This is a genomic window from Terasakiella sp. 4MB5A, from assembly GCF_050058155.1.
GTDB lineage: Bacteria > Pseudomonadota > Alphaproteobacteria > Rhodospirillales > Terasakiellaceae > Terasakiella > Terasakiella halodenitrificans.
Window position 1 is genome coordinate 2837111 of sequence record NZ_CP188815.1, and the last position, 23133, is coordinate 2860243.

Below are 23133 nucleotides of genomic sequence, written 5' to 3' on the forward strand. Positions count from 1 at the left end.
TGATGGCACAAATTGAAAGAATGAGACCACCCAGCCATCCCGGCGAAGCCTTGAAGGCTATGGTCATTGATCCGCGAAATATTCAGGTTTCAGAACTGGCTGATGCCATTGAAATGAGCCGTAAAACCGTATCACAGATATTAAATGGTAAGGCTCGTATGACGCCGACAACAGCCAGCAAGATTGCCCGTGCATTGAATATTTCACCTACTCCTTGGGTCAATATGCAAACTGCATTAGATGTTTACGAAGCAGAACAGGAACTACGGCAGTGGAAACCGGGGAAGGTATGGCCGGAAGAAAACACGACAGCTTAAAGGTTTCCAAAATGCCGAAATTGTCTCAATATGAGACAATTTTTAGCAATAAAATTACAAAAAACGAAAAAGACATACTTCACAGTTTTGCATATTTTCGTGAAGTATGCTTTTCAAAAATTGATATAGAAAACGGGATTTTTAACGACCAGTTTTTTATATCAAACTTCCGGCAAAACACTTTCCCCGCCAATGGTCACTTCCGGCTCAATCAAGTTCAGTTGTCCGTCTTTATGAGTGACATCAAGCAATGTCGGCTCCAACACTATCCGCATCGATTCAGCTTCACTGGTCGCAAACACAGCAATGTCGATGGTAAATGCGATCAACTGGCCGCAATCGCCAGTGCCTTTCATTTGAATATTTCGTAAATTCGCAGTTGTCGCATTCAGGATCGGGAATGCCACTGTGATATCATTCATATTGAACGGCGATAATCTGCTCATGGCTTTTGCCCGGACTGTGATCGTCCAGCAAAACAACCGTTGTTCGGGCTTCGGTTCATATTCATTGTCAAAGTCTTGCAAACGCATGACCAGTCTCCTCGTTGGTGCTTGTTCCTTCTATTTATTCACCAACTTCAACGATGTTGTTCGACATTGATAAATAGATTCAGGATCAAATGATTGGAGAATTGCCAATGCTGATAAAATCAGATCACCTGCCCTTATTTGAACAGGCGTTCGAGTTCCTACGAGCGAATTGCTATTTGAACGACGCAGCCGATTTTTCCCGGATTGCTCTGGGCAGGACACGCACCTATTTGTCGGTGATTCGGTATAACGGACATGAGCCTTCCCCGGAGGCGTATCGTAACCTGCACGCCTATTTACAAACATGCCTGACAGAAACGACAGACACTGAGCTTTGCCACTGGCTTGAGCATTACATCACCAAAACTCAGAAGGTGCTATCATGACCAAAATTACGATTGTGCCAATTACGATTAACGGCAACTTCCCCGTGGGATACAGTCCGGGCCTATGGCTCTACGATAAAGTTCAATTGGACGAATACCCGGTGCTGGTCAAAAACTTCGATACAGAAATGAAGGATGGGATTTGTTTCGTAGAAATCGTAGGGAAAATTATCGTTTCTGACGAGCTTGATGAAGCTCGTATTGAGGTTGTTGAATCATTAGACCGAGCGACTTCAACGCTAAACGGCGTGGTCGCAGACATATGGGGCGTTAAGACCTGCGTTGACAGAGATAACATAATCACCATCAACTTGGATGAGCTTCAAAAATCTCTGTTGGGTGATAATAAAAATTGACACCCCTGAATACTTGAAACGCCAAGTAAATCCATAAAATGACAGTCTTAAAGAGGCTGTCTTATCATGATGTCGATGAATCGGAACCAACAGATCATCCCCCCTAAAACAAGGAAATTAACGATGACTAACCACCCATGGCATGTTGCCTTAGACAGACCTTATGAAGGTTTAACCTACGATCTGATTACCTCAACTGCTTTCGCTATGGAAGCCTGTTATAGCACCCATGACGTAAAACCATTCTTTCTGGCCGGTATTGAACCTACGGATATTTATGAATGGCTAAATGACGCCGAATATCACAGAGCCAATATGATCTTTGTGAAGTTTGAAGTCGAAGCTGATGCCAAAGCATTCGCCGTCATCAGCGGTGGTCAATTGATGGGCTGATCCAACAGAAAATCTCGAAGGATAAATACATATATCGCAGCTTGGCGGCCGTGCGATACAGGAACGATGATCACGCATATCACACACACATAATTCATCGTCGTTCCTGATGAAGACCTCGAAACCCAACAGACCGCCAAGCCTGTTGGGTTTCTTTTTTGATAACCAAAAGAACAAATAAGGAACTCATGTAATGATATACAAAGTAAATGCCTTGGCGGGAAGTGGCAAAACCTATACCGCCGCAAGATGGGCGGTGAAGTTTGCTGGCAAGACTGGTAAGAAAATTGCCATCGTCCAACCATCCAAAATCCTCATTGATCAAACCTATAATGACATCCTCGAATATCGAATGGAAAGCAGCACGAATTGTCGTGTAAACTATTTCTATGGTGAAGATACAAAACGCTTAGATCGTGGCTCAGTCAAACAGCAAATCATGGATCATTTGCGAGACACTGATGATGCTGGCGAAATTATTCTGATGACACAGGCGGCGTTTCTGTCACTACCATATTGGCATCGCAAAGGAGATTGGATCATCATCGTTGATGAAATCCCCGCCGTCGATAAAGTATGGGATTTCAAACTGCCCAAAACGCACCGGTTATTAACCGACCATATCGATGTTGAAGATTTTGATCCTATTCATTATCGGGTGATACCACGATCCAATGTCCGATTATCTGAATATCAAGCAAACCCGGATAATGATGATGTCATAAGTATGTTTTCAGAGTTGTCCGCGTGCATTCTGAATGACCATTGGAGCGTCTATTGCCGGAAGGAACAATGGCACAGGCACCAAGAATGCCAGACAGAACATGGACGACACACTCTGGGCTTTTTTGCCATGTTGGAACCAACAGTGTTTGAAGGTTACCGTGATGTCATCATCATGGGAGCCATGTTTGATGAATCACTGCTCAATCTTTACTGGGTCAGCAAAGGTCTGGAAATCAAAGAGCATGAGGCCATTTCATCCGGGGCCAGATATTCTTCACATGACAATGGTGAACTGATTACGTTCAAATATTTGCTGGAAGAAGATTGGTCAAAACGGACCCGTGATACCGAGATTGACGGCAAACCCGTGCTTGATTGGTGCGTTGAGCAAATTCAGAATGAACTCTGTGGTCAGAACTTCGTGTGGGTTGGCAACAACGATGTCGGCGACGATCTGTTCGGTCGAAACAATGAACGTTTGCCCGGTGTTAGTAATGGTATGAACAAATATCAACACATCGACAATGTGGTTTTCTTATCGGCTTTGAACCGCACGCCGGGTCATTATGCATTCCTACAAAGCCAAGGACTAAACCCGGAATATGTCAAATGGGCAACCGGATGCCAATCGGCATATCAAAGCATTATGCGTGGAAGTATTCGTAACCCGGATAACACCAATCCCAAAGTCTGTATTGTGCCGGACCAACGAACTGCTGAATACTTGGCCCGTTATTTTTCAGGATGCCAGATCGGAAGTCTGGATGGTCAGATCAAAAAGACCAAAAAGAAGCCGGGACGGCAGTCCGTCAGCGGCACTTCATTTACCAATGCCGAAAAGCAGGTCCGTAAACGGGCGGAGCGGACACGCAAACTTCTGTCGGAATTAGTTGGTTTGGCGACGGAGCAAAACCGACACCAAAATACTATAGATATAAGCCATTCGGGGTCGCCTGACGGCCATGAACTGCTTGAGCAGATCAAACGGAACTATAATTCCTTCCACATGAATATTTTCGATAGCATCTATTCCGCAAAAGCCGAAAATCGACTTCGTTTGACAAATGATGAACTGGTCGCCCAATTAAAAGAAACACATGCAAGGGTAAGTGATTCCAAGAAGAATAACATTCTGTTATCGGCTGCCGATTTCGACCCGGACAAATCACCGGAAACAAAACGAGGTATTGATAACATCACCTATGTGAACGGGGTCTGGTTTGATAATGATGGCGGTGATCTGACACCGGAAGAATTTCGCCGCTATCACCCGGACCTTCGCATGGTTGCTTTCAATACCTATTCCGGTGGTAATCGGTGGCGAGCATTCTTTCCTACAAAGCAGATCATGACCGTGGAAGCTCATCAGATCATCATTCGCACATTTGAGCGTGTCCTACGCGAAAAAGGATATTACGATGATAAAACGGCAGATAAACTGATCAAATTAGGTAAGACCGTAAAACGTCATGGATTTGATGTTTCAAAGTTTGTCGCTTCATCATTGTTTTATGCACCAGTGCAGGCCAAAGATGGCGTATCGTTCTTCCATGATTATCCGGGGGATGAGATTGATCCGGTAAAATGGGTCGAACGGGCCATTGTCCATGAGCAGGAACAGCAATCTATTTCCCCCTTGGAATTTGAGAGCGATGAACCCGTCAACGATAATGAAAATAAAATTGAGTATCGGGAATGGGATGGCACCCTTGAGAACTGTTATTTCAAACCGAGCAAGAAAATTGAAGAATACCAGTCACACCCGGAACATAGTGATGCTCGCTACACCGGAATATTCGGCTTGGCAATGTCCTTTATCTCGCGGGGAAAGTTGGCGGGATATCCGCTTGATGAATGGCAATTGACAAACTTCATCGCAGAAATCGATGGCGGTTACCACGACAGTCAGGACCGCAAACGAATTCCAACAGCCGTGAAAAATGCGTTTCGTAAAGCTGGGTGATCACCACGCAAAACAGCAAGTCATATTCATTAATTCCTTGCTGTTCATGTTTTGGATTCGTTTTCGAATTTGCTTCACAATCGTGGTTCCAGCGTCAATTTCACCAATGTTGAACAACAAAATGGAATGGCGTTGAAACTGTTATCTGGACTCAAAAATTGGACATTAAAAGAGCATTTAACGCAAATACAAAATACAAATGAATTGACTTATTTGATTCAAATTATAGCATTTTATGTAATAGCGAGGATGCTTTCATGATTGATTTAAACTTTACCGACATCACAAAACCAGCGGCCCATGTTCCCCGGAAAGACCCGTTGGATGTGTTCAGAAATGCTCTGCAACAGCAAATTGACGCCTGTCGTGATGCCCAAGCAGGAAAGACCTATACAGTCAAACGCCGCCGTTACGTTGGCGGTAAAGAAACCCACCTCGACCTCGCCTTGCGACCATGGTGGTTTGAGCATGAGGGTGAGTATCTCATCAATTTGAAATACTCGTCGCAAACAGTATCGATAAAGTCACATCCGACGATCCGTGCCGGTATTTCGTTAACCGACGTCGAAGCGGTGTTAACAACGGTGTTAACAGCGATTGAAGAAAACGACCCCGACATTGTTAACGCTGTTGACCGTGCCTACCAGAAAACCCGGTGGAAAAAAACAAAAGGTGCATCATGAACCTTTTTGATAGTTCTGGCCCGTCATTACATAACATGGGATTTGGCACATTATCCCCGATTATGAAGGGGACTGCGGTGTCCAGAACATTCATGGTGAAACGTTCACCTTGTAACCGTGGAAAATATCATCACCATGATAATTCCCCATATTATGGAGGCGTAAAATGATCGAAGGTAAAGCCCGTGTTTTGACCGATGCTGAATTTAATCGATTAATCCGAATTACCGCTGCGGAACGTCATGGTCTTCGTAATACAGCAATTCTGATGATGAGTTTTGGTCTTGGACTGCGTGTGGCGGAATTGGCATCATTAACCATAAATGATGTTGTTAACGCCGATGGCAGCATCAAGGATCACTTCCAGATCATGCGTGTGAACAGCAAGAACAAACGAAATCGGGAAGTATTTTTGAGTAATTCGAAGGTCCGTAAGAGCCTCAAGGCGTATCTGGATGACCGGCGTCATAATTCTGATGTTGTGATGGTCGCCGGATCACCATTGTTCAGATCGCAAAAAGGCTCCGGGTTCACCGGTCACAGTTTGCAGATGGCGATGAAGATGATGTTTCGACGGGCTGGATTGCCGGAGACCGTATCATCGCACTCAGGTCGCCGATCATTCGCCACAAAGCTCATCAACAGCGGCGTAGACATCAAAACCGTCCAAACCATGATGGGCCATGCCAACATCAGCCAGACAGCCGTCTACTGTCAATCAAACCCGGATACCATGAAGGCCGTCGCCGCACGAATTTTGTGATTTGGTAACATCGTGTTACCTCGGTCAAAATTAAGTAAATCTGATGGACATAACATTCAGGTGCCGATCTGAATATGTCCGTCAATAGGGCATTCTTACAATTTGTAAGATCATAGACGGTCATCTGCGTTTCCGCAGAGACCGACACCCCAGCACCATCTCCATTCGCGTTGCTCATGTCAATTTGTGCTGTTGGTGTATTTTACCAAAAAACCACCCTTATGGGGGTTTGCTAATAAAAATATTGAGTAAGCCCCTACAGGGGTGGTTTTTTAGGTCTGGTTAATCAGAAACACCCCAACCCGCGTGAATAGCGAAGCGGCAATCCCTCTGGGGTAAATTCGCAAAAAGCCCCGCTAAATGAACCTACTAATATATATACTTAGCTGGGCCACTTAAGGGGGCATTTATCAAACCGACCCTACATGATAGCGAAGCGACAATTCCTCTCATCTATGCATTAACACAAACCGCCATGTCGGCACTCGGTGGTAACAGCGTGTTACCTACGCAGCTTCAAAATAGCAACTTTAGCGAATAGAAACGTTTATGGGTGATGGAAAGAAGTCTCACTTTGTATCACGGAATGTGTGGTCAATTCGGATTCTCATAATATGTAACGGCAGTTTAGAAAAGCCTTTGGCAACAACAGGATACGAAATCAAAATATTTTGCATCAAGGAAAACCATTACATATTTTTTGCATAGCATCGTTAATTCATTTGCGAGCAAGCGGTTATGGCTACGTATAAATTGAGTGGGAATAGAGTTTACAAGGGGTTGGCTTTGGTCAGCCCCTTTTTTTATGGGTGTGGGTAAAATCCGACGCCAAGCTGGAAACTGGTCCCGTCCCTATAAAGTGGAGAGCACCTTCTGTTAAACTGAGATTTACAGGAGGAATAAATGAGTCTCAAAAAATCTGATGAATTTAAACGTGAAGCTGTCCAGCTTGCTTTAACAAGCGGATTGTCCCGCAAACAGGTTGCTGCTGATCTGGGTATCGGCATGTCCACTTTAAATAAATGGGTCGCCCAGCATAAGCATGATGATTTAATGTCAGGCCCACACGACGACCTTCACAAGGAGCTTGCCCGCCTTCGCAAGGAGAACCGTATTCTCAAGGAGGAGAGGGCTCGCGAAGCGGACGGAACGGCAAATTCTAAAAAAGGCAACGGAATTCTTTGCGAGCCAAAAGCGATGAGGTTTAAATTCATTGATAAAAAGAAAGCCGAACATCCGCTGAATTTGCTTTGTAAAGCCTTCAATGTCAGCCCCAGTGGTTATTACGATTGGCGTAAACGTCCCATGTCTGAACGACAACGCAAAGACCTGACTTTGTTGACCAATATTCGCACTATTCATAAAGAAAATTACCAATCCTATGGGCGTGAACGCATGACGGATGAGTTGCGTGACCTTGGCTTTACAGTCAGTGAAAAACGTGTCGCCCGTTTGATGAAAGACAATAATATCAGAGTGATACGTACGCATACCTTCAAGAAGACGACGGATAGTGATCATAATTTCAATGTCGCTCCAAACCTGTTGGATGGTGACTTCACGACCTCAGGGCCAAACCAAAAATGGGCTGGGGATATCAGTTATATCAAGACAGCAGAGGGCTGGCTGTACTTGGCCGTTGTGATTGATCTTTATTCCCGCCGTGTCATTGGTTGGGCGACAAGTAAACGCTTAAAACGCAAACTGGTGATTGATGCCCTACAACGGGCGATCGCTTTACGTCAACCGCCTGAAGGCGTGATCTTCCATTCAGATCGTGGAAGTCAATATTGCTCGCACGACTATCAGAAATTGCTCAGAAAACATGGCTTCAAGGCTTCTATGTCAGGCAAAGGTAATTGTTATGATAATGCCGCTGTTGAGACATTCTTCAAATCTTTGAAAGCTGAATTAATCTGGAGAATGAAATTGCAAACACGAGAACAGGCCGAAAAAGCCTTGTTTGGATATATTAACAGGTTCTACAATCCGAAACGCCGACATTCATATTTAGGAAATATCAGTCCAATGCAATTCGAAATGAAGGCCGCCTAAACGGAGAAGGTGCTCTCCACTTTTAGGGAACGGGTCCAGTGTTGAGCCATGAAGCACAAATGGGATTTTTTGACATCGACTACTTCAATAATCTTTTAGGCGATCAATTGTTGGATTACGGCAATACCTACATGCCAACAGGAATATTGCCGCAACAGTATTTTGAGAACACATACGAGCATATTGAAAGGGATAGGCAGAACCTATTCCGGACAGGAATGCTTCTTCACTCATTATTGTTGAAGATCAAAACTTCTTGGCTTGAAGTGATCCCATATAACGAAAATCTTGTTTTTCTAAAAGGCGAGAACGGGGCATATGATTTTGTCTTTCGAGGAATGAGAAACCAACCCTACAACCACAATCCCTATGCCCCATACCTCAAGAATGACGATATTCCCAAAACGCAAGATGAATACGATTTCCAAAGATGGCTGTACTTTCCTCGGAACGGCAAAAACGACCCTCGTAATCCATACACTGGCTGGCTTGAAAAAGATCGACATGATGCTGAGATTAACTACTACGAAAAAGGTGGTCTGGTTAGAAGTTACCCTAACCAAGATACGATTTTAAAAAGCCTTTTTTCAAATAGTGGAAGATACCAACAATTTATCAAAACAGCAAAATCCTCAAAAGGTTTCAATGACATTGAAATTGATGGTCAGCAATTTGCAATTTCTGACCTAATTACAATTGGCGAATTCAAATCATTTATGTCAGATAACATAGAGTATGAAGAATACAGTCGTTTGGCAGATGGCGTTGATGACTGGACTACCGTCAATGAAGATGACGATGACTTGCCTGCGTTCAGTCACATGGTACGATGCAATGGCTTATACCGCTTGGGTAAGCAAGCAGCAGAAGTTGCCTGTCAGGTTGCTGAAAGAGAAAGAATTTCGTGAAATCGCAAAATGTATAATCCCTGTTGATGACCAAGATTATTTCTCAACATTCTTTGAACATCATATTGAGGGTGATAACAGGAATAAACTTGAGAACTTTCACTCAAAATTCCAGAACGCCTTTCAGGTCCGTCTATGCTCATTTTTTGACAAAAACGGTAAGGCATTGATGGACACCCTCCTTATATGGCTGAGAGTGATTTCCAAAAATTGGTTCTCAAATACAATCACGATGCGCTGATCTGGAAGAAAAACAAAAATGGTCTGCATTTTCTAAATTCACCATACTTTGGTGAATGGCTCCAACCTAATGCTGCTGCCATTGATTGCTGGTCCTTAGCTTCTCTGTCTTCGGTTCCATCCGCAATGCTACCAGCCGAACGAGAGCGTTTTTCCGCACGGAGTACCGGAAAATATAAATCTCGGAAAATTGGTTTTCGAATGATCTACGAACTGGATTGACTTGAAAGCAGGAGCCTTTTGGCTCCTGCTATTTCTAATGCAGCACCATTCTGCCGAGTACGGTAAACGACAGCATCCCCACCGAGAATTGGGTGCTGATCTTTGAGCGTTTTAGATTTGGGGGATTTATGTTCCACAATAATCACCAAAGTCTGTAACTTTTGGGAAAGTTGAATTTCTACCCCATTGAAAAGTAACATACTCTGGATGACAATGAAAAGACTATGTAAACGTTGAACCTTTGTAATACTTATGTTTTTTAGGTGAAATTTATTCCCACTCGACAAGTTAGCCGTTTTAATCTTTTTCAGACAAAATAATAAAAAACGCCCCCAAGTTTCCTTGAGGGCGTTTTGCTTTAGGTCTTCGGTCTAACAAACGGTTAGCTCATGATTTTATCACGGAGCAATTTGTTTACGACACCCGGATTGGCTTTGCCTTGGGTGGCTTTCATAACCTGACCGACAAACCAGCCAAGCATTTTATCTTTACCGCCACGGATTTCTTCGACTTTATCCTGATTGGCTGCCATAATTTCATCGATCGCCGCTTCAATCGCGCCTGTATCGGTGATTTGCTTGAGGCCTTTTTCTTCGACGATCTTTTCTGGATCATCGCCAGTTTCCACCATGATTTCGAAGACGTCTTTGGCAATTCGGCCTGAAATGGTGTCGTTTGAGATCAATTCCACCAGTTTCCCAAGATTGGCTGCACTGACCGGGCTATTCTGGATTGAAACGCCTTGTTTGTTCAGTACCGCAAACAGGTTGGTAATGACCCAGTTTGCTGCCAATTTGGTATCGCGGCCCTTTGCCACTTTTTCGAAATAATCAGCTTTTTCTTTTTCGGCAACCAGAACGGACGCGTCATAAGGGGACAGGCCCAGTTCGTTAATGAAGCGGTCTTTTTTCTCGTCCGGTAATTCCGGCAGAGTTTTGCGGATATTTTCCACAAAACCTTCCGGCAAAACCAAAGGCAGCAAGTCCGGGTCGGGGAAATAGCGATAATCGTGCGCATGTTCTTTGGACCGCATGGATCGGGTTTCACCCTTGCTTGGGTCAAACAGGCGGGTTTCCTGCACAATCTCGCCACCCTCTTCGTAGACTTCAACCTGACGGGCGGCTTCGGCCTCAATCGTCTGCATGACGAAACGAACGGAGTTAACGTTTTTGGTTTCTGTACGGGTACGCAGGCCTTCTTCGCCCACTTTACGTACCGATACGTTAACGTCACAGCGCATGGAACCTTCGTCCATGTTGCCATCACACGTTTCCAGATAACGCACGATAGAACGCAGTTTGCGCAAATAAGCACCGGCTTCTTCCGGTGATGTCATATCCGGCATAGAAACGATTTCCATCAAGCAGACCCCTGCCCGGTTCAAGTCGATCAAGGACTTGGTCGGATGTTGGTCGTGCTGGGATTTACCGGCATCAATTTCCATATGCAGACGTTCAATCCCGACTTCTTTGGTTGCGCCGTCTTCCAAATCCAAAATCATGGTGCCTTCGCCCACAATAGGTTTGTCAAACTGGGAGATCTGATAGCCCAGCGGCAAATCGGCGTAGAAGTAGTTTTTACGGGCAAAGACAGAATATTCGTTGATCTTCGCCTTCAGGCCCAAACCGGTGCGAACAGCTTGTTCGATACATTTTTCGTTAATGACCGGCAACATGCCCGGCATGCCCGCATCCAGAAACGCGACATTATGGTTTGGTTCTGCCCCGAAAGTGGCAGAAGCACCGGAAAACAGCTTGGCGTTGGAAATGACCTGACAATGGACTTCTAGACCGATCACCAATTCCCAATCGCCTGTTTCACCTTTGATAATGTAAGCCATGTGAGTTACGCCTCCAACATCTTAGGCTTGGCGCTGAATGCAGCGGCCTTTTCCAATACATCTGCAGTACGCAGGACGGTTTCTTCATCAAACGGACGCCCGATCAATTGCAGACCCAACGGCAAACCGCTGGCGGACAAACCTGTCGGAACCGAAATGCCCGGCAGACCGGCCAAAGATGTCGGTACAGTAAAGACATCGTTCAGGTACATTTTCACAGGATCATCTTCATTTTCCCCAATCCCGAATGCTTCGGACGGACAGGTCGGCGTCAGGATCACGTCGCACTGTTCGTAGGCTTTTTCAAAGTCCTGCGCGATCAAGGTGCGGATTTTCTGTGCCTTGGCATAATAGGCATCGTAATAGCCTGCAGAAAGAACGTAAGTGCCGATCATAATCCGGCGCTGAACTTCTTCACCAAAGCCCTGTGCACGGGTTTTCATGTACAGGTCATCCAGATTTTTCAACTCCCCTTCTGCGCGGTGGCCATAACGCACACCGTCATAACGCGCAAGGTTGGAAGAAGCTTCGGCCGGGGCAACGATGTAATAAGTCGCCAGCGCATATTTTGTATGCGGCAGGGAAACATCCACCACTTCGGCACCGGCATCTTTAAGCATCTCTTCGCCTTTTTTCCAAAGCTCCAAGATCTCCTGCGGCATGCCGTCCACTTTATATTCTTTCGGGATACCGATTTTCAGACCTTTGATATCACCACTGAGCGCAGCCTCAAAATTCGGTAAATCAACGCGGGCTGATGTGGAATCATGCACGTCATAACCCGCCATAGATTGCAGCATAATCGCCGCATCACGAACCGTCTTGGTCATCGGGCCTGCCTGATCCAGCGAGGATGCGAAAGCCACAATGCCCCAGCGCGAACAACGGCCATATGTCGGCTTCAACCCAACAATACCGGAAAAAGACGCCGGTTGACGGATGGAACCGCCTGTATCGGTACCTGTTGCCGCCAAGGCCAGACCGCCTGCAACTGCTGCTGCAGACCCACCGCTTGATCCACCGGGGACAAGGTCTTTACCGACATTTTCGCCCCATGGGTTCTTTACAGAACCAAAGTTGGACGTGATGTTGGCAGAACCCATTGCAAATTCATCAAGGTTGGTTTTGCCCAACATGACCGCACCGGCTTTTTTCAAATTACCGGAGACAGTGGATTCATAAGGCGGAATGAAGTTGTCCAGAATGCGTGAGGCGGCAGTTGTGCGCACCCCTTCGGTACAGAACAGGTCTTTCATGCCGATTGGCAGACCTTCCATCGCGCCTGCATCACCGGATTTAATCTTGGCATCACTGGCTTGTGCTCGTTCCAGCGCCAATTCCGGTGTTTCAGTAATAAACGCGTTCAGGTCTTTATGTTTTTCCATCGCGTCGATATGGGCTTTGGTGAGCTCCACCGCGCTGAAGTCACCGGCTTTCAGACCGTCGCGGGCCTCTGCCAGTGTTAAGTTTGTCAATTTCGTCATGTTTATTCCACCACCTTGGGAACGAGATAACAATGATCGGTCTGATCCGGTGCATTTTTGAGAACCAAGTCCGGCTGGTCGCCGCTTGTAACCTCGTCCTGTCGCCAGTGCAACGTTTGTGCAGCTACGGATGTCATCGGCTCTACGCCGTCGGTGTCAACTTCTGAAAGTTGTTCAACCCAATCAAGGATTTTGGTCAAGTCTTGAGCCAGCGGCTCCAACTTTTCATCGGCCACTTCGATGCGTGACAGAAAAGCAATGTTCTTGACGGTATCTTTGTCTAATGCAGACATGACGATTTCGTCCCTTATCGACCCGCCATTGCGGGCTTACAAAAAAAGTGAAAGTTTGAAGCGCGGAAAGTAGCACTGGAAAGCATGCAAAACAAGGGGTAGTGTAGAAGAAAGTCACGAAACGGAGCTTCTTGCCTCCTAAGCTGAATAAAACGAGTTTCTGATGCCCCTGTCTGCCGCCCTTCTACAAACCCTGCACTCAATTGTAGGCGATAAAGGATTCACCACAAATCAAGGTGAAATCACCCCTTACCTGCAAGAAAGCCGTAATCGTTTTCAGGGTCATTGCGATGTATTAATCCGCCCAAAAAACACGCAGGAAGTCGCAGAAGTCCTTGCCATTTGCAATGATGAAAATATCCCGGTCGTCCCCCAAGGCGGCAACACAGGCCATTGCGGCGGCGCTGTTCCCCAAGGCGGTGTTTTATTGAACTTATCCCGCCTGAATAAAATTCGCCAATTAGACAGCCTTAATGCAACGATGACCGTGGATGCCGGATGTATTTTACAGAACATCCAAATGGCCGCAGACAAGGCCGATCTTTATTTTCCACTGTCCCTTGCCGCAGAAGGCAGTTGCCAAATTGGCGGCAACCTTGCAACCAATGCTGGCGGCATTCATGTTTTGCGTTATGGCAACATGCGCGACTTGACACTTGGGCTGGAAGTTGTGCTGCCCGACGGGCAAATCTGGAATGGTTTGCGTGCCTTGCGCAAGGACAACACCGGATATGATTTGAAACATCTATTTATCGGATCAGAAGGCACCTTGGGTATTATTACCGGCGCGGTTCTTAAATTATTCCCTAAACCCAAAGCCCGTGCCTGCGCCTTTGTTGCAAGCGAAAGTCCCGGGCATTTAATGGATATCTTTGCCTATATGCGGGACTATTTTGGCGAACAGCTTTGCGCCTTTGAAATGATCCCACGCTTCGGTCTGGACTTGGTCTTAAAACATATCCCAGGAACAAAAGATCCATTTCCCACCACGTATCAATGGTATGGCGTACTTGAAATTTCGACCTCCCGCGCACAGACAAACCTGCAAAATGAATTGGAAGAGGCTTTACATCCCTTGTTTGATCGCGGTTACATCCAAAATGCCGTTATCGCGCAGGATTTAATGCAGGCTGAAAAAATATGGGCCTTGCGTGAAAGCATGTCAGAGGCCCAAAAACGCGAAGGCGGTTCGGTGAAACATGACATTTCCGTCCCGGTTTCCCATATCCCTGATTTTCTGGCAGAAACTTCTCACGCTGTTTGTAATGTTGTTCCCGGCAGTCGTATTTGTGCCTTTGGTCATGTCGGGGACGGCAATATCCATTTCAACATCTCTCAACCTGAAACAATGGAAAAATCAGCCTTCCTGACCAACTGGGAAGCCTTTAACGAAATCGTCCATGAAATGGCTGAAAAATATGAGGGTTCCTTCAGCGCCGAACATGGGATCGGTCAGCTCAAGGTGGTTGAAATGGATCGTTTTCGGGGCGGTGTCGAACTGGACAGTATGCGTACAATCAAGCGTGCCTTCGATCCAAATAATATTATGAACCCCGGCAAGGTGATCAAAATCTAAAGACGTGCGAGAATGTGTTCCACTTCATCTTTGTCCCGATAAAAAAAAGTGTTAATTTTAGAAATACTTTCTTCACACAATGCTTTAATCATTTCACCGATCATCGGGCGTGCGTCATCATTAGTCACAACATGCATATCCATCATCATTATCTGATTTTCATGCATTAAATCCAGTATGGCTCTGAATTCAGCAAGCCCTAGAATTGCGAGTCGTCCGCGCACATCAACCAACATATACACTTTTTCACAGCCTGCATGCGTTCTAAAATGTTCTGCATAAAAATTTAGAAAGTCGCTCGCCCGTGCACCATTCTGCATAACAAGCTCTGTATATTTTTCCTTCGTTGTTACAACCAGCTTATCCGACATTGTATTGTCCTTCATCTGCAAACTCTCAAACACAAAAGGCATAAGATTTCACACCATTCTAAAGCTGTTTGATGCGCGCAGCAATATCAATCGCCGCATTCAATGTTTGCGTTTTTTCCTGCAGACATTCATCCCCAAAAGGCAGGGCATATTGGTTTTCGATGAATGCATTTACCATACGCATATGCTTGTCAGAAATCATTCCTTGTGGGGCATAAACGTAAACAGGTTTTCCCGTACCGCAACATTCCGAACACATAGACACGCTATCACCTGTGACAATCAAGAGATCGGAACAGGCTAAAATGCCAAAATAAGGGTTATCGCCCTTATCTCCCCATTTATATTTAAACGAAGGCACCGTAATTTCATCTAAAAGCGGGTCCGCAGCCTCTCCGGTTCGACGCGATGTCGTCACCAGCACGCTCGCCCCCTTTTGTTGTGCCATATTATGAATAGCGCCCCCCAAATCACGAGCCATCTCGGTTGAAAAGGCACGATTTTTTGTTGCACCACCGACAATTAATCCGATCCTAGGCGAAGAAAGGCCGTTAAAACGATCTGCCCAATCGGATGCCGCCTGCACCAGTTTTTCGGCTGTAACACGGTGGGGGGCGCCAAACATCGTCATTTCATTTGCTTGTAAAGGCCCATGCAAATCATGTGCGGGGACGCAAATCAAATCAAAATCCACCGCCCCAGCCGCACCGGGATGCATAATTTGGACAAGTTTGGTTTTGCCCTGACTTTTCTTTTTAATATAACGCGCAACAGGGGCTGTTCGACGCCCGGCGGCAATAACCAAGTCAGGCCACGGTGCCTTTAAGGAATGACGGCTTTGCGCAGATACACCGCACAAGCTCGCACCCAGTAATAAATTAGGTAATTTTGCCAAAACATTATAGGTAATATCCTTGCGGATAAAGGGCTCCCCCAGAGCTTCTGCAACGCCAAGGCACTGGTTTACGTTGCCGGCCCGATCATCCAGCAACACCCATATCGTTTTCATGCTCGTCCTTGAATTCATTCACCCAGACCCATTTTATATCTACCCTTTGTTATCCTGACATGAACCACTTTGCAATTCATTCCATTTTATTGCGAGGCTTTGACTAGTTCACAACAATTGCCTATGCTGCATGAAACGGTACAATTTGGCTTTTATAAAACGCAATGAGCGATACCTCTTTTGAATTCACGGCTTCAGCCGAATTCAATAACAAAGACGATGACCTGTTACAAAACCGATCCATCAAAATTTTGCTGGTCATTCTTATTTCTATCGCCATGCCACTTACCTTATGGGCCTTGGCACAATGGACCCATACCAACAGCCTTAATGATTTAAGACGCAAGCTCGACTCGCGCATGCAGCTTTATTCGTCCAATATCGTCAGCGAATTGGAAAAATACGAATATCTGCCTGTCATTTTAGCTCGAGATCCGATTTTGAAATCCTTATTCGAAGGGGAAAGGCTGGATTTTCGCGTTGATCGGGCAAACCGTCACCTCAGCGCCATCAAACAAATTGCCGAAGCTTCCGCCGTTTACGTCATGACCACAAAGGGCATTACAATTGCAGCCAGCAACTGGGATGAAGAAGACAGTTTCATTGGTAAGAACTTTCGTTTTCGTCCTTATTTCCAGAACGCGATGAAAGGCCAGACCGGACATTACTTTGCTTTAGGCACAACGTCTAAAATTCCGGGCTATTTCTTGTCATACCCGATTGGAGATGGAGATCGCATTGACGGCGTTGTCGTTGTTAAAGTCAGCATGGCCCGTTTGGAAGGGGCTTGGGCAAACGCTAAAGAAGAAGTCATCGTTACAGACCATCATGGTGTTGTTATTATCTCAGGACGTGACGAATGGCGTTTTCGAACACTTAAACAATTAGATCCTGAGTTACGAGATCAAATGATTGCGGCCCGGCAGTACCCAAAAGAAAAGCTTCTCCCAATTCAGACGGGGCGTAAACATATTGTAGATGATGACACCATTCGACTTGCCATACGCCATCCTTTAAAGAATGGGCAGGACGCAAAAAAATGGGAAAACATTTATATCCGCTCCCGCCCCGTTTTAGGAACCGAATGGACAGCCCATTATATTTTTAATGAGGCAAACTTACGTAGCGACGTAATCAACACCTTGATTATTGCCGCTTTTGCTTGGCTAATCGCTATTCTCAGCTTTCTCTACATGTTGCAGCGGCGCAATATGATTAATAATAAACTGAAATATCAGGAGCGCCATCGTCTGACACTTGAGAATGCCGCAATTGAATTGGAACACCGTGTCGAACGTCGCACGAAAGCCCTCAGTGAAGCCAATAAACGACTGGAAGAAGAAATTCAGGAACGCCACAAAGCAGAAGACGACCTGCACCGCGCTCAAGACGAATTGGTGCAGGCGGGTAAACTTGCCGCCCTTGGGCAAATGGCTGCCGGGATCACCCATGAAATGAACCAACCGCTTACCGCCATTCGCAGCTATGCCGATAATGCCAGCGTTTTATTGAAACGGGACCGCCTGGATGATGTCGATTCCAATCTTGTTCAGATTTCGCAGTTGTGTGCCCGGCTCGGTAAAATTTCAGGACAGCTCAAAGTTTTTTCTCGCAAAACTCCTTCGCAAAAAGAACCCATCAGTCTTGTCAAAGTCATGAGCGATACGCTGACATTACTGGAAAGCAGTTCCAAGTTTGAAAACACACAAATCATCAATAGCATTACGGATCCAACCATCAGCGTTCTAGGTGAAGCCATTCGTCTGGAACAAGTCCTGCTTAATATCCTGCGAAATGCACTGGATGCCTTGGCAGATAAAACAGGTGCCCGCATATGGATTTCAGCACAAGCCCAAGGAACCCGCATGGCCATTCATATTCGCGATAATGGTCCCGGCTTTGAGGACAATGACCTTGAACGTATTTTCGATCCCTTCTTCACCACAAAAGAAGTCGGCAAGGGACTTGGATTGGGGCTTTCCATTTCTTCGCGAATCATTCAGGATTTCGGTGGTGTTCTTAAAGCACACAATCACCCCGACGGCGGTGCCGTCTTTACGATAGAACTTTTACAGGCCGCCCATGGTTGATTATCAATATAAAGGTCCCGTCCTTTTTGTAGATGACGAACTGCACATTCGTCTTTCAGCAAAACAAACACTGGAATTGGCCGGTTTCGATGTTACCTGTCTGGAAACGGCAGAAGATGCGCTTAAACAAATTCAACAAGGTTGGCCCGGCATCGTCATTTCAGACATTAAAATGCCCAGTATGGATGGCCTCGCCTTTATGGAAGCCGCACATAAGATAGATCGAAACCTACCCATTATCCTGATCACCGGACATGGCGATGTGACAATGGCAGTACAGGCCATGCGCGACGGTGCCTATGATTTCATTGAAAAGCCATTCCCATCCGAACTTCTCAGCGATGTCGCTGGACGTGCGATGGAAAAACTCTCGCTCCTGCGCGAAAACCGCGCGCTGCGTGAAAAGCTCAAAAAACAAAGCGGTGTTTCTTCCAATTTTTTAGGAAAGTCCCGCCCTATTGAATATCTGCGCAACCTGATTGCCAATATTTCAGATACGGATACAGATGTCCTCGTCGTCGGCGAAACTGGTACCGGTAAAGAAATGGTGGCGCGTTGCCTGCACGATAACAGCAATCGCTGCAATGGGCATTTTGTTGCCGTAAATTGTGGCGCCATGCCTGATAGCATTTTTGAAAGCGAATTGTTTGGATTTGAACCAGGGGCCTTTCCCGGAACGACAAATCGCCGCATCGGTAAAATTGAGTATTCCTCCGGCGGGACCCTTTTTTTAGATGAAATCGAAGCCCTGCCCATGTCCATGCAGGTTAAATTACTGCGAGTTCTTCAAGAACGTTCCATCGAACGATTGGGTTCCAACACCGTCATCCCGCTTAATCTGCGCATTGTAGCCGCCTCAAAAGCCAATTTATTGAATGAAGTCGAAAAAGGAAACTTCCGTGAAGACCTTTACTATCGTCTCAGCGTGGTCGTCATAGAAACACCGCCCTTGCGCGATTGGCGCGAAGATATCCCTCTTCTGTTCCAGCATTTCGTGGAAGATGCCGCCCAACGCATGTCACGCGATGCCAATGAGATTAAACAAGGTCAATTACAAGCCTTGATGCAACATAACTGGCCCGGCAATGTGCGCGAACTCAAAAACGCGGCAGAGCGATATGTCTTAAGCGGTGGGCAAAACCCATTATCCATGCGTTTGTCATCAACAAGCCATGACGGACAAAGTCTACCTGAAAAAGTCGAAGCCTTTGAAAAAGGACTTATCATGCAAGCCTTGGAAAAATCCAATGGCAGCATCAAGAATGCAATGGAAACTTTAGGGATTCCGCGCAAAACACTCAGCGATAAGCTCAAGAAATACGAAATTGACCGGGCCGACTTTGTATAAGGTCAATTCTTGATCTTAAAGCGAAAAAAATAATCCAAAGCGGTATTACCACTATTGCGAATCTGGTAAATCTGCCATGCGATTCTTGCATACCTGAAACATTGTTCGCTTTCAGAACATTTGGATAGGCGGAATTCCGCCATGTCTTTTTTAAAGCATAGGCGGAATTCCATCCAGTCATGACCCGAAACGTAAGAAAATATTGATTGCTGCGCTGCACACCTTGTTTTTTGCGGGTTTTCTTCATTTTCGTCCTTCTATTCAGCCCAACATTTTGAAATCTTATGGCTACTTTCTTTGCTTAAAGTTTCAAACTCTGATGAGGGTGGCAACGGGAGTATCGTCGAAAAAGCTGTTTTCAGCCTCAAAGCGACACGCCACCCTCATTTTTTTAATTTTGGGAGGAATATTCCTTATGCGTAAACTTACTGCCGGCCTTTTTGCTGCCGCCGCTATGATGACGGCAACTGTTGCAACAGCAGCAGAGCCGATCGTAATCAAGTTTTCTCACGTTGTTGCTGAAAACACACCGAAAGGTCAAATGGCCAATAAATTCCGCGATCTGGTTGCAGAACGTCTGGGTGGCAAAGTAACAGTCGAAGTTTACCCGAGTTCACAGCTCTACGGTGATAACAAAGTTCTTGAAGCCATGTTGTTGGGCGATGTGCAAATCGCTGCACCGTCTTTGTCTAAATTCAAAAAATACACAAAGAAAGTGCAACTTTTCGATCTGCCGTTCCTGTTTAAAAACATGGAAGCTGCTGAAAAATTCCAGCAAAGTGAAGCCGGTCAAAAACTGTTGAGCTCCATGAAACGCAAAGGTATCGTCGGTTTAGGTTACCTGCACAATGGTATGAAGCAAATCTCTGCTTCCAAACCCTTGCGTGTTCCTGCTGATGCGAATGGCCTGAAATTCCGCATCATGCCTTCTGACGTTCTGTCTGCTCAGTTCGAGGCTGTAAATGCTGTTCCGTTGAAAAAGCCGTTCTCTGAAGTATTTACACTGCTGCAAACCAAGGCCATCGACGGTCAGGAAAACACATGGTCCAACATCTATTCCAAGAAATTCTTCGAAGTTCAGGAATATATCACAGCCTCTGACCACGGTCTGCTGGACTACCTGGTTGTAACGTCTACTGAATTCTGGGACGGCCTGCCGGGTGACGTTCGCGATGAAGTTAAAAAAGCGATGGATGAAGCCATTGCATTTGGTAACAAAATTGCGGGTGAAAAAGCCATTAGCGACCGTAAAGCGATTGAAGAATCCGGTCGTTCTAAAGTTATCGACCTAACTGATGCTGAGCGTCAGCAGTGGGTTGAAGCTATGAAGCCTGTATGGGCGAAATTCGAAGGTGATGTCGGTAAAGACCTCCTCGACGCTGCAATTGCAGCCAATAACTAAGCTGTCTGCTAAAAAAACACCCCTCAAAATACTTCGGTTTTTTGAGGGGTGTTTCCTTAACTACCTTTACCATTAACATAAACAATTATTTAGGGCATTGTGATGGTTGCAAAATTAACACGCAATTTAGAAGAAGGGGTTCTAAGCTTTTTGCTTGTGACCATGACCCTTCTCGTATTTGTCGAAGTTGTCCTGCGTTTCGGCTTTAACACCGGTATTCACTGGGTACAGGAAGTTACCTTGCATACGTCTGCCTGGTTTGTCCTGTTCGGTATTTCCTATGGCGTCAAAGTGGGTGCACACATCGGGGTTGATGCGGTCGTTCGCCTTCTCACACCAGAAGTCAAACGCATCGTCAGTATTGTAGCCGTTCTGCTTTGCCTGCTTTATTGCGGGTTAATTATGTACGGTAGCTGGATTTATCTTGAAAAGGTCTACAGCATCGGTTTGGCGATGGAAGACACTCCCACCCCCGGCATTTTACAAGCCATCATCCCCGAACATATGATGTGGGATGTTTTCAAAATCGACGAAGAAGACCCACTTCTTCCTATGTGGTTTGCCCATGGCCCTCTTTTAATTGGCTTTATTCTGCTGACAATCCGCTTTTTGGATGTCTTGAAGAAACTCATCACAGGTGAATGGATGGAAATGCATATGGCTGACGAAGCGAAAGAAGCACTCGAAGAAGCCGGTGTCAGCACCGATGTTAAAATGCATGACGAAGCTGAGGAGACCAAATAATGACCATTGCATTCCTTTTCGTCACTCTGTTTGGCTGCATGTTCTTGGGTATGCCGATCGCAATTGCGTTAGGTTTATCTTCCGTAAGTACGATTTTATTGTTCTCTGATGACTCTTTGGCTTCCATTGCACTGAAACTGTTTGAAGCCCTTTCCGAACACTATACCCTGCTTGCAATCCCGTTCTTTATTCTGTCTTCCGCTTTTCTTTCTACAGGTGGTGTTGCCAAGCGTTTGATCCGCTTTGCCATCGCTATCGTCGGTCACATTAAGGGTGGCTTGGCTATGGCATCCGTTCTTGCCTGTATGTTATTTGCTGCTGTTTCCGGGTCCAGCCCTGCAACAGTTGCCGCCATCGGATCCATCGTCATCGCCGGTATGGTCAAATCCGGATATCCTGAAAAATTCGGCGCAGGCGTTATCGCCAATGCCGGAACCTTGGGTATCTTGATCCCGCCATCAATCGTGATGTTGGTTTATTCTGCGGCAACAGAAGTCTCTGCCTCTAAAATGTTCATGGCCGGTTTTATCCCCGGTATCATGATGGGCCTGATTTTGATGATCGCAATTTACATTGCAGCCCGCGTGATGAACCTGCCGTCACAGCCCTTCCCCGGCCTGAAAGAACTGTTCAATTCAATGATCAGTGCAATGGGCGGTATTATGTTGATCGTCATCGTTCTGGGTTCCATTTACGGTGGGATTGCCTCACCGACCGAGGCCGCTGCCGTTTCTGCTGTTTATGCTTTCTTCGTTTCCGTTTTCGTTTATCGCGACATGGGACCGTTAAAAGAAAAAGCATGGAAGAACGAAGGTGAAAATGGTCTGCTGCTTGCTGGACGTGCAATCATGCAATCCATTATTGCACTCCCCAAATGCATCAATGACCCGGATATCCGTAAAGTCCTCGTTGATGCAACCAAAGTATCCATTATGCTGCTGTTCATCATCGCCAATGCCATGTTGTTCGCACACGTCCTGACCACAGAACGTATCCCGCACCATATTGCTGAATATATCGTCGGCTGGGGCTTGCCGTGGTGGGGTTTCCTGATTGTGGTTAACCTGTTGTTGCTGGCTGCCGGTAACTTTATGGAACCCAGTGCCATTATCCTCATCATGGCCCCCATCCTGTTCCCTATCGCCATACAATTGGGGATCGATCCGATCCACCTCGGTATCATCATGGTGGTCAACATGGAAATCGGTATGATTACGCCGCCTGTTGGACTGAACCTGTTCGTTACCGCAGGGATTACGGGCCATTCTATCGGCTGGGCGGTCAAAGCGGCCTTACCGTGGCTGTCCTTGCTACTCCTCTTCCTGATCCTGATTACTTACATTCCGCAGATCTCACTCTTCCTGCCGGAATTCTTCGATCAACTTCAGGGATACAAATAAGACTCTCTTCGACATCGGAGTCTCCCCTGGG

22 protein-coding genes are annotated in these 23133 nt (G+C 46.0%); 16 read left to right on the forward strand and 6 right to left on the reverse strand.

The window, feature by feature from the left end:
* Positions 1–2 precede the first annotated feature (2 nt).
* Positions 3–317, forward strand: a complete 315-nt coding sequence (locus ACI0FF_RS13380; RefSeq protein WP_028880860.1) for a HigA family addiction module antitoxin — start codon at positions 3–5, stop codon at positions 315–317.
* Positions 318–478: 161 nt separating this feature from the next.
* Here the strand turns inward: ACI0FF_RS13380 and ACI0FF_RS13385 are convergent, their stop codons facing one another.
* Entirely contained in the window at positions 479–850 is a 372-nt protein-coding gene (locus tag ACI0FF_RS13385; protein ID WP_028880859.1) for a hypothetical protein, read from the reverse strand.
* 107 nt (positions 851–957) lie between these two features.
* On the opposite strand from ACI0FF_RS13385, the gene ACI0FF_RS13390 reads away from it, so the two are divergent.
* The 9 genes from ACI0FF_RS13390 to ACI0FF_RS13430 all read left to right on the forward strand — a co-directional run bounded on the left by ACI0FF_RS13390 (position 958) and on the right by ACI0FF_RS13430 (position 9545).
* A complete protein-coding gene (locus tag ACI0FF_RS13390; RefSeq protein ID WP_419799711.1) occupies positions 958–1236 on the forward strand; it encodes a DUF6626 family protein in 279 nt (92 codons plus the stop codon).
* A complete protein-coding gene (locus ACI0FF_RS13395) occupies positions 1233–1592 on the forward strand; it encodes a hypothetical protein (RefSeq protein WP_417842200.1) in 360 nt (119 codons plus the stop codon). The genes ACI0FF_RS13390 and ACI0FF_RS13395 overlap by 4 nt, the downstream gene beginning before the upstream one ends.
* 123 nt (positions 1593–1715) lie before the next feature.
* Positions 1716–1985 (forward strand): hypothetical protein, encoded by a 270-nt coding sequence (locus ACI0FF_RS13400; RefSeq protein ID WP_417842199.1) that lies wholly within the window; start codon positions 1716–1718, stop codon positions 1983–1985.
* A 193-nt stretch (positions 1986–2178) separates the two neighbouring features.
* Positions 2179–4674 carry a DEAD/DEAH box helicase family protein gene (locus ACI0FF_RS13405; protein WP_417842198.1) on the forward strand — a complete coding sequence of 832 codons (2496 nt, stop codon included), beginning with the start codon at positions 2179–2181 and terminating at the stop codon, positions 4672–4674.
* 257 nt (positions 4675–4931) lie between these two features.
* The gene (locus tag ACI0FF_RS13410) at positions 4932–5357 is read left to right on the forward strand and encodes a hypothetical protein (RefSeq protein ID WP_419797311.1); all 426 of its coding nucleotides are present in this window, start codon (positions 4932–4934) and stop codon (positions 5355–5357) included.
* Between the two features lie 166 nt (positions 5358–5523).
* A complete protein-coding gene (locus tag ACI0FF_RS13415) occupies positions 5524–6120 on the forward strand; it encodes a tyrosine-type recombinase/integrase (RefSeq protein ID WP_419797310.1) in 597 nt (198 codons plus the stop codon).
* A gap of 903 nt (positions 6121–7023) precedes the next feature.
* A complete protein-coding gene (locus tag ACI0FF_RS13420) occupies positions 7024–8175 on the forward strand; it encodes an IS3 family transposase (protein ID WP_419797312.1) in 1152 nt (383 codons plus the stop codon).
* Between the two features lie 41 nt (positions 8176–8216).
* Complete coding sequence (locus ACI0FF_RS13425; protein ID WP_419797313.1) at positions 8217–9083, forward strand: hypothetical protein; 867 nt, start codon at positions 8217–8219, stop codon at positions 9081–9083.
* 186 nt (positions 9084–9269) lie between these two features.
* Complete coding sequence (locus ACI0FF_RS13430) at positions 9270–9545, forward strand: hypothetical protein (protein WP_419797314.1); 276 nt, start codon at positions 9270–9272, stop codon at positions 9543–9545.
* 382 nt (positions 9546–9927) lie between these two features.
* Here the strand turns inward: ACI0FF_RS13430 and gatB are convergent, their stop codons facing one another.
* From gatB to gatC, 3 genes are read right to left on the reverse strand one after another with little or no spacing between them, the layout of a single operon-like run.
* Positions 9928–11385 (reverse strand): Asp-tRNA(Asn)/Glu-tRNA(Gln) amidotransferase subunit GatB, encoded by a 1458-nt coding sequence (gatB, locus tag ACI0FF_RS13435; RefSeq protein ID WP_419797315.1) that lies wholly within the window; start codon positions 11383–11385, stop codon positions 9928–9930.
* 5 nt (positions 11386–11390) lie between these two features.
* Positions 11391–12869, reverse strand: coding sequence for an Asp-tRNA(Asn)/Glu-tRNA(Gln) amidotransferase subunit GatA (gene gatA, locus ACI0FF_RS13440; RefSeq protein ID WP_417841383.1), 1479 nt, complete (start codon positions 12867–12869; stop codon positions 11391–11393).
* 2 nt (positions 12870–12871) lie between these two features.
* Positions 12872–13162 carry an Asp-tRNA(Asn)/Glu-tRNA(Gln) amidotransferase subunit GatC gene (gatC, locus tag ACI0FF_RS13445; protein ID WP_188666892.1) on the reverse strand — a complete coding sequence of 97 codons (291 nt, stop codon included), beginning with the start codon at positions 13160–13162 and terminating at the stop codon, positions 12872–12874.
* A gap of 163 nt (positions 13163–13325) precedes the next feature.
* Between gatC and ACI0FF_RS13450 the strand changes: the two genes are divergently transcribed.
* Positions 13326–14738 carry an FAD-binding oxidoreductase gene (locus tag ACI0FF_RS13450; RefSeq protein ID WP_419797316.1) on the forward strand — a complete coding sequence of 471 codons (1413 nt, stop codon included), beginning with the start codon at positions 13326–13328 and terminating at the stop codon, positions 14736–14738.
* Here ACI0FF_RS13450 and ACI0FF_RS13455 read toward each other — a convergent pair.
* Together ACI0FF_RS13455 and ACI0FF_RS13460 are read right to left on the reverse strand one after the other, a co-directional pair.
* Positions 14735–15109 carry a hypothetical protein gene (locus tag ACI0FF_RS13455; protein WP_419797317.1) on the reverse strand — a complete coding sequence of 125 codons (375 nt, stop codon included), beginning with the start codon at positions 15107–15109 and terminating at the stop codon, positions 14735–14737. The genes ACI0FF_RS13450 and ACI0FF_RS13455 overlap by 4 nt on opposite strands.
* A gap of 58 nt (positions 15110–15167) precedes the next feature.
* A complete protein-coding gene (locus tag ACI0FF_RS13460; protein ID WP_419797318.1) occupies positions 15168–16118 on the reverse strand; it encodes a mitochondrial fission ELM1 family protein in 951 nt (316 codons plus the stop codon).
* A 164-nt stretch (positions 16119–16282) separates the two neighbouring features.
* On the opposite strand from ACI0FF_RS13460, the gene ACI0FF_RS13465 reads away from it, so the two are divergent.
* The 5 genes from ACI0FF_RS13465 (at position 16283) to ACI0FF_RS13485 (ending at position 23102) form a co-directional block, all read left to right on the forward strand.
* Positions 16283–18208 carry an ATP-binding protein gene (locus ACI0FF_RS13465; protein WP_419797319.1) on the forward strand — a complete coding sequence of 642 codons (1926 nt, stop codon included), beginning with the start codon at positions 16283–16285 and terminating at the stop codon, positions 18206–18208.
* Positions 18201–19556 carry a sigma-54-dependent transcriptional regulator gene (locus ACI0FF_RS13470; RefSeq protein WP_419797320.1) on the forward strand — a complete coding sequence of 452 codons (1356 nt, stop codon included), beginning with the start codon at positions 18201–18203 and terminating at the stop codon, positions 19554–19556. Before ACI0FF_RS13465 ends, ACI0FF_RS13470 begins: the two co-directional genes overlap by 8 nt.
* Before the next feature lie 415 nt (positions 19557–19971).
* Positions 19972–20958, forward strand: coding sequence for a TRAP transporter substrate-binding protein (locus ACI0FF_RS13475; RefSeq protein ID WP_419797321.1), 987 nt, complete (start codon positions 19972–19974; stop codon positions 20956–20958).
* 102 nt (positions 20959–21060) lie between these two features.
* Positions 21061–21702 carry a TRAP transporter small permease gene (locus tag ACI0FF_RS13480; RefSeq protein ID WP_419797322.1) on the forward strand — a complete coding sequence of 214 codons (642 nt, stop codon included), beginning with the start codon at positions 21061–21063 and terminating at the stop codon, positions 21700–21702.
* The gene (locus ACI0FF_RS13485) at positions 21702–23102 is read left to right on the forward strand and encodes a TRAP transporter large permease (protein WP_419797323.1); all 1401 of its coding nucleotides are present in this window, start codon (positions 21702–21704) and stop codon (positions 23100–23102) included. Before ACI0FF_RS13480 ends, ACI0FF_RS13485 begins: the two co-directional genes overlap by 1 nt.
* The last annotated feature ends 31 nt before the right edge of the window (positions 23103–23133 follow it).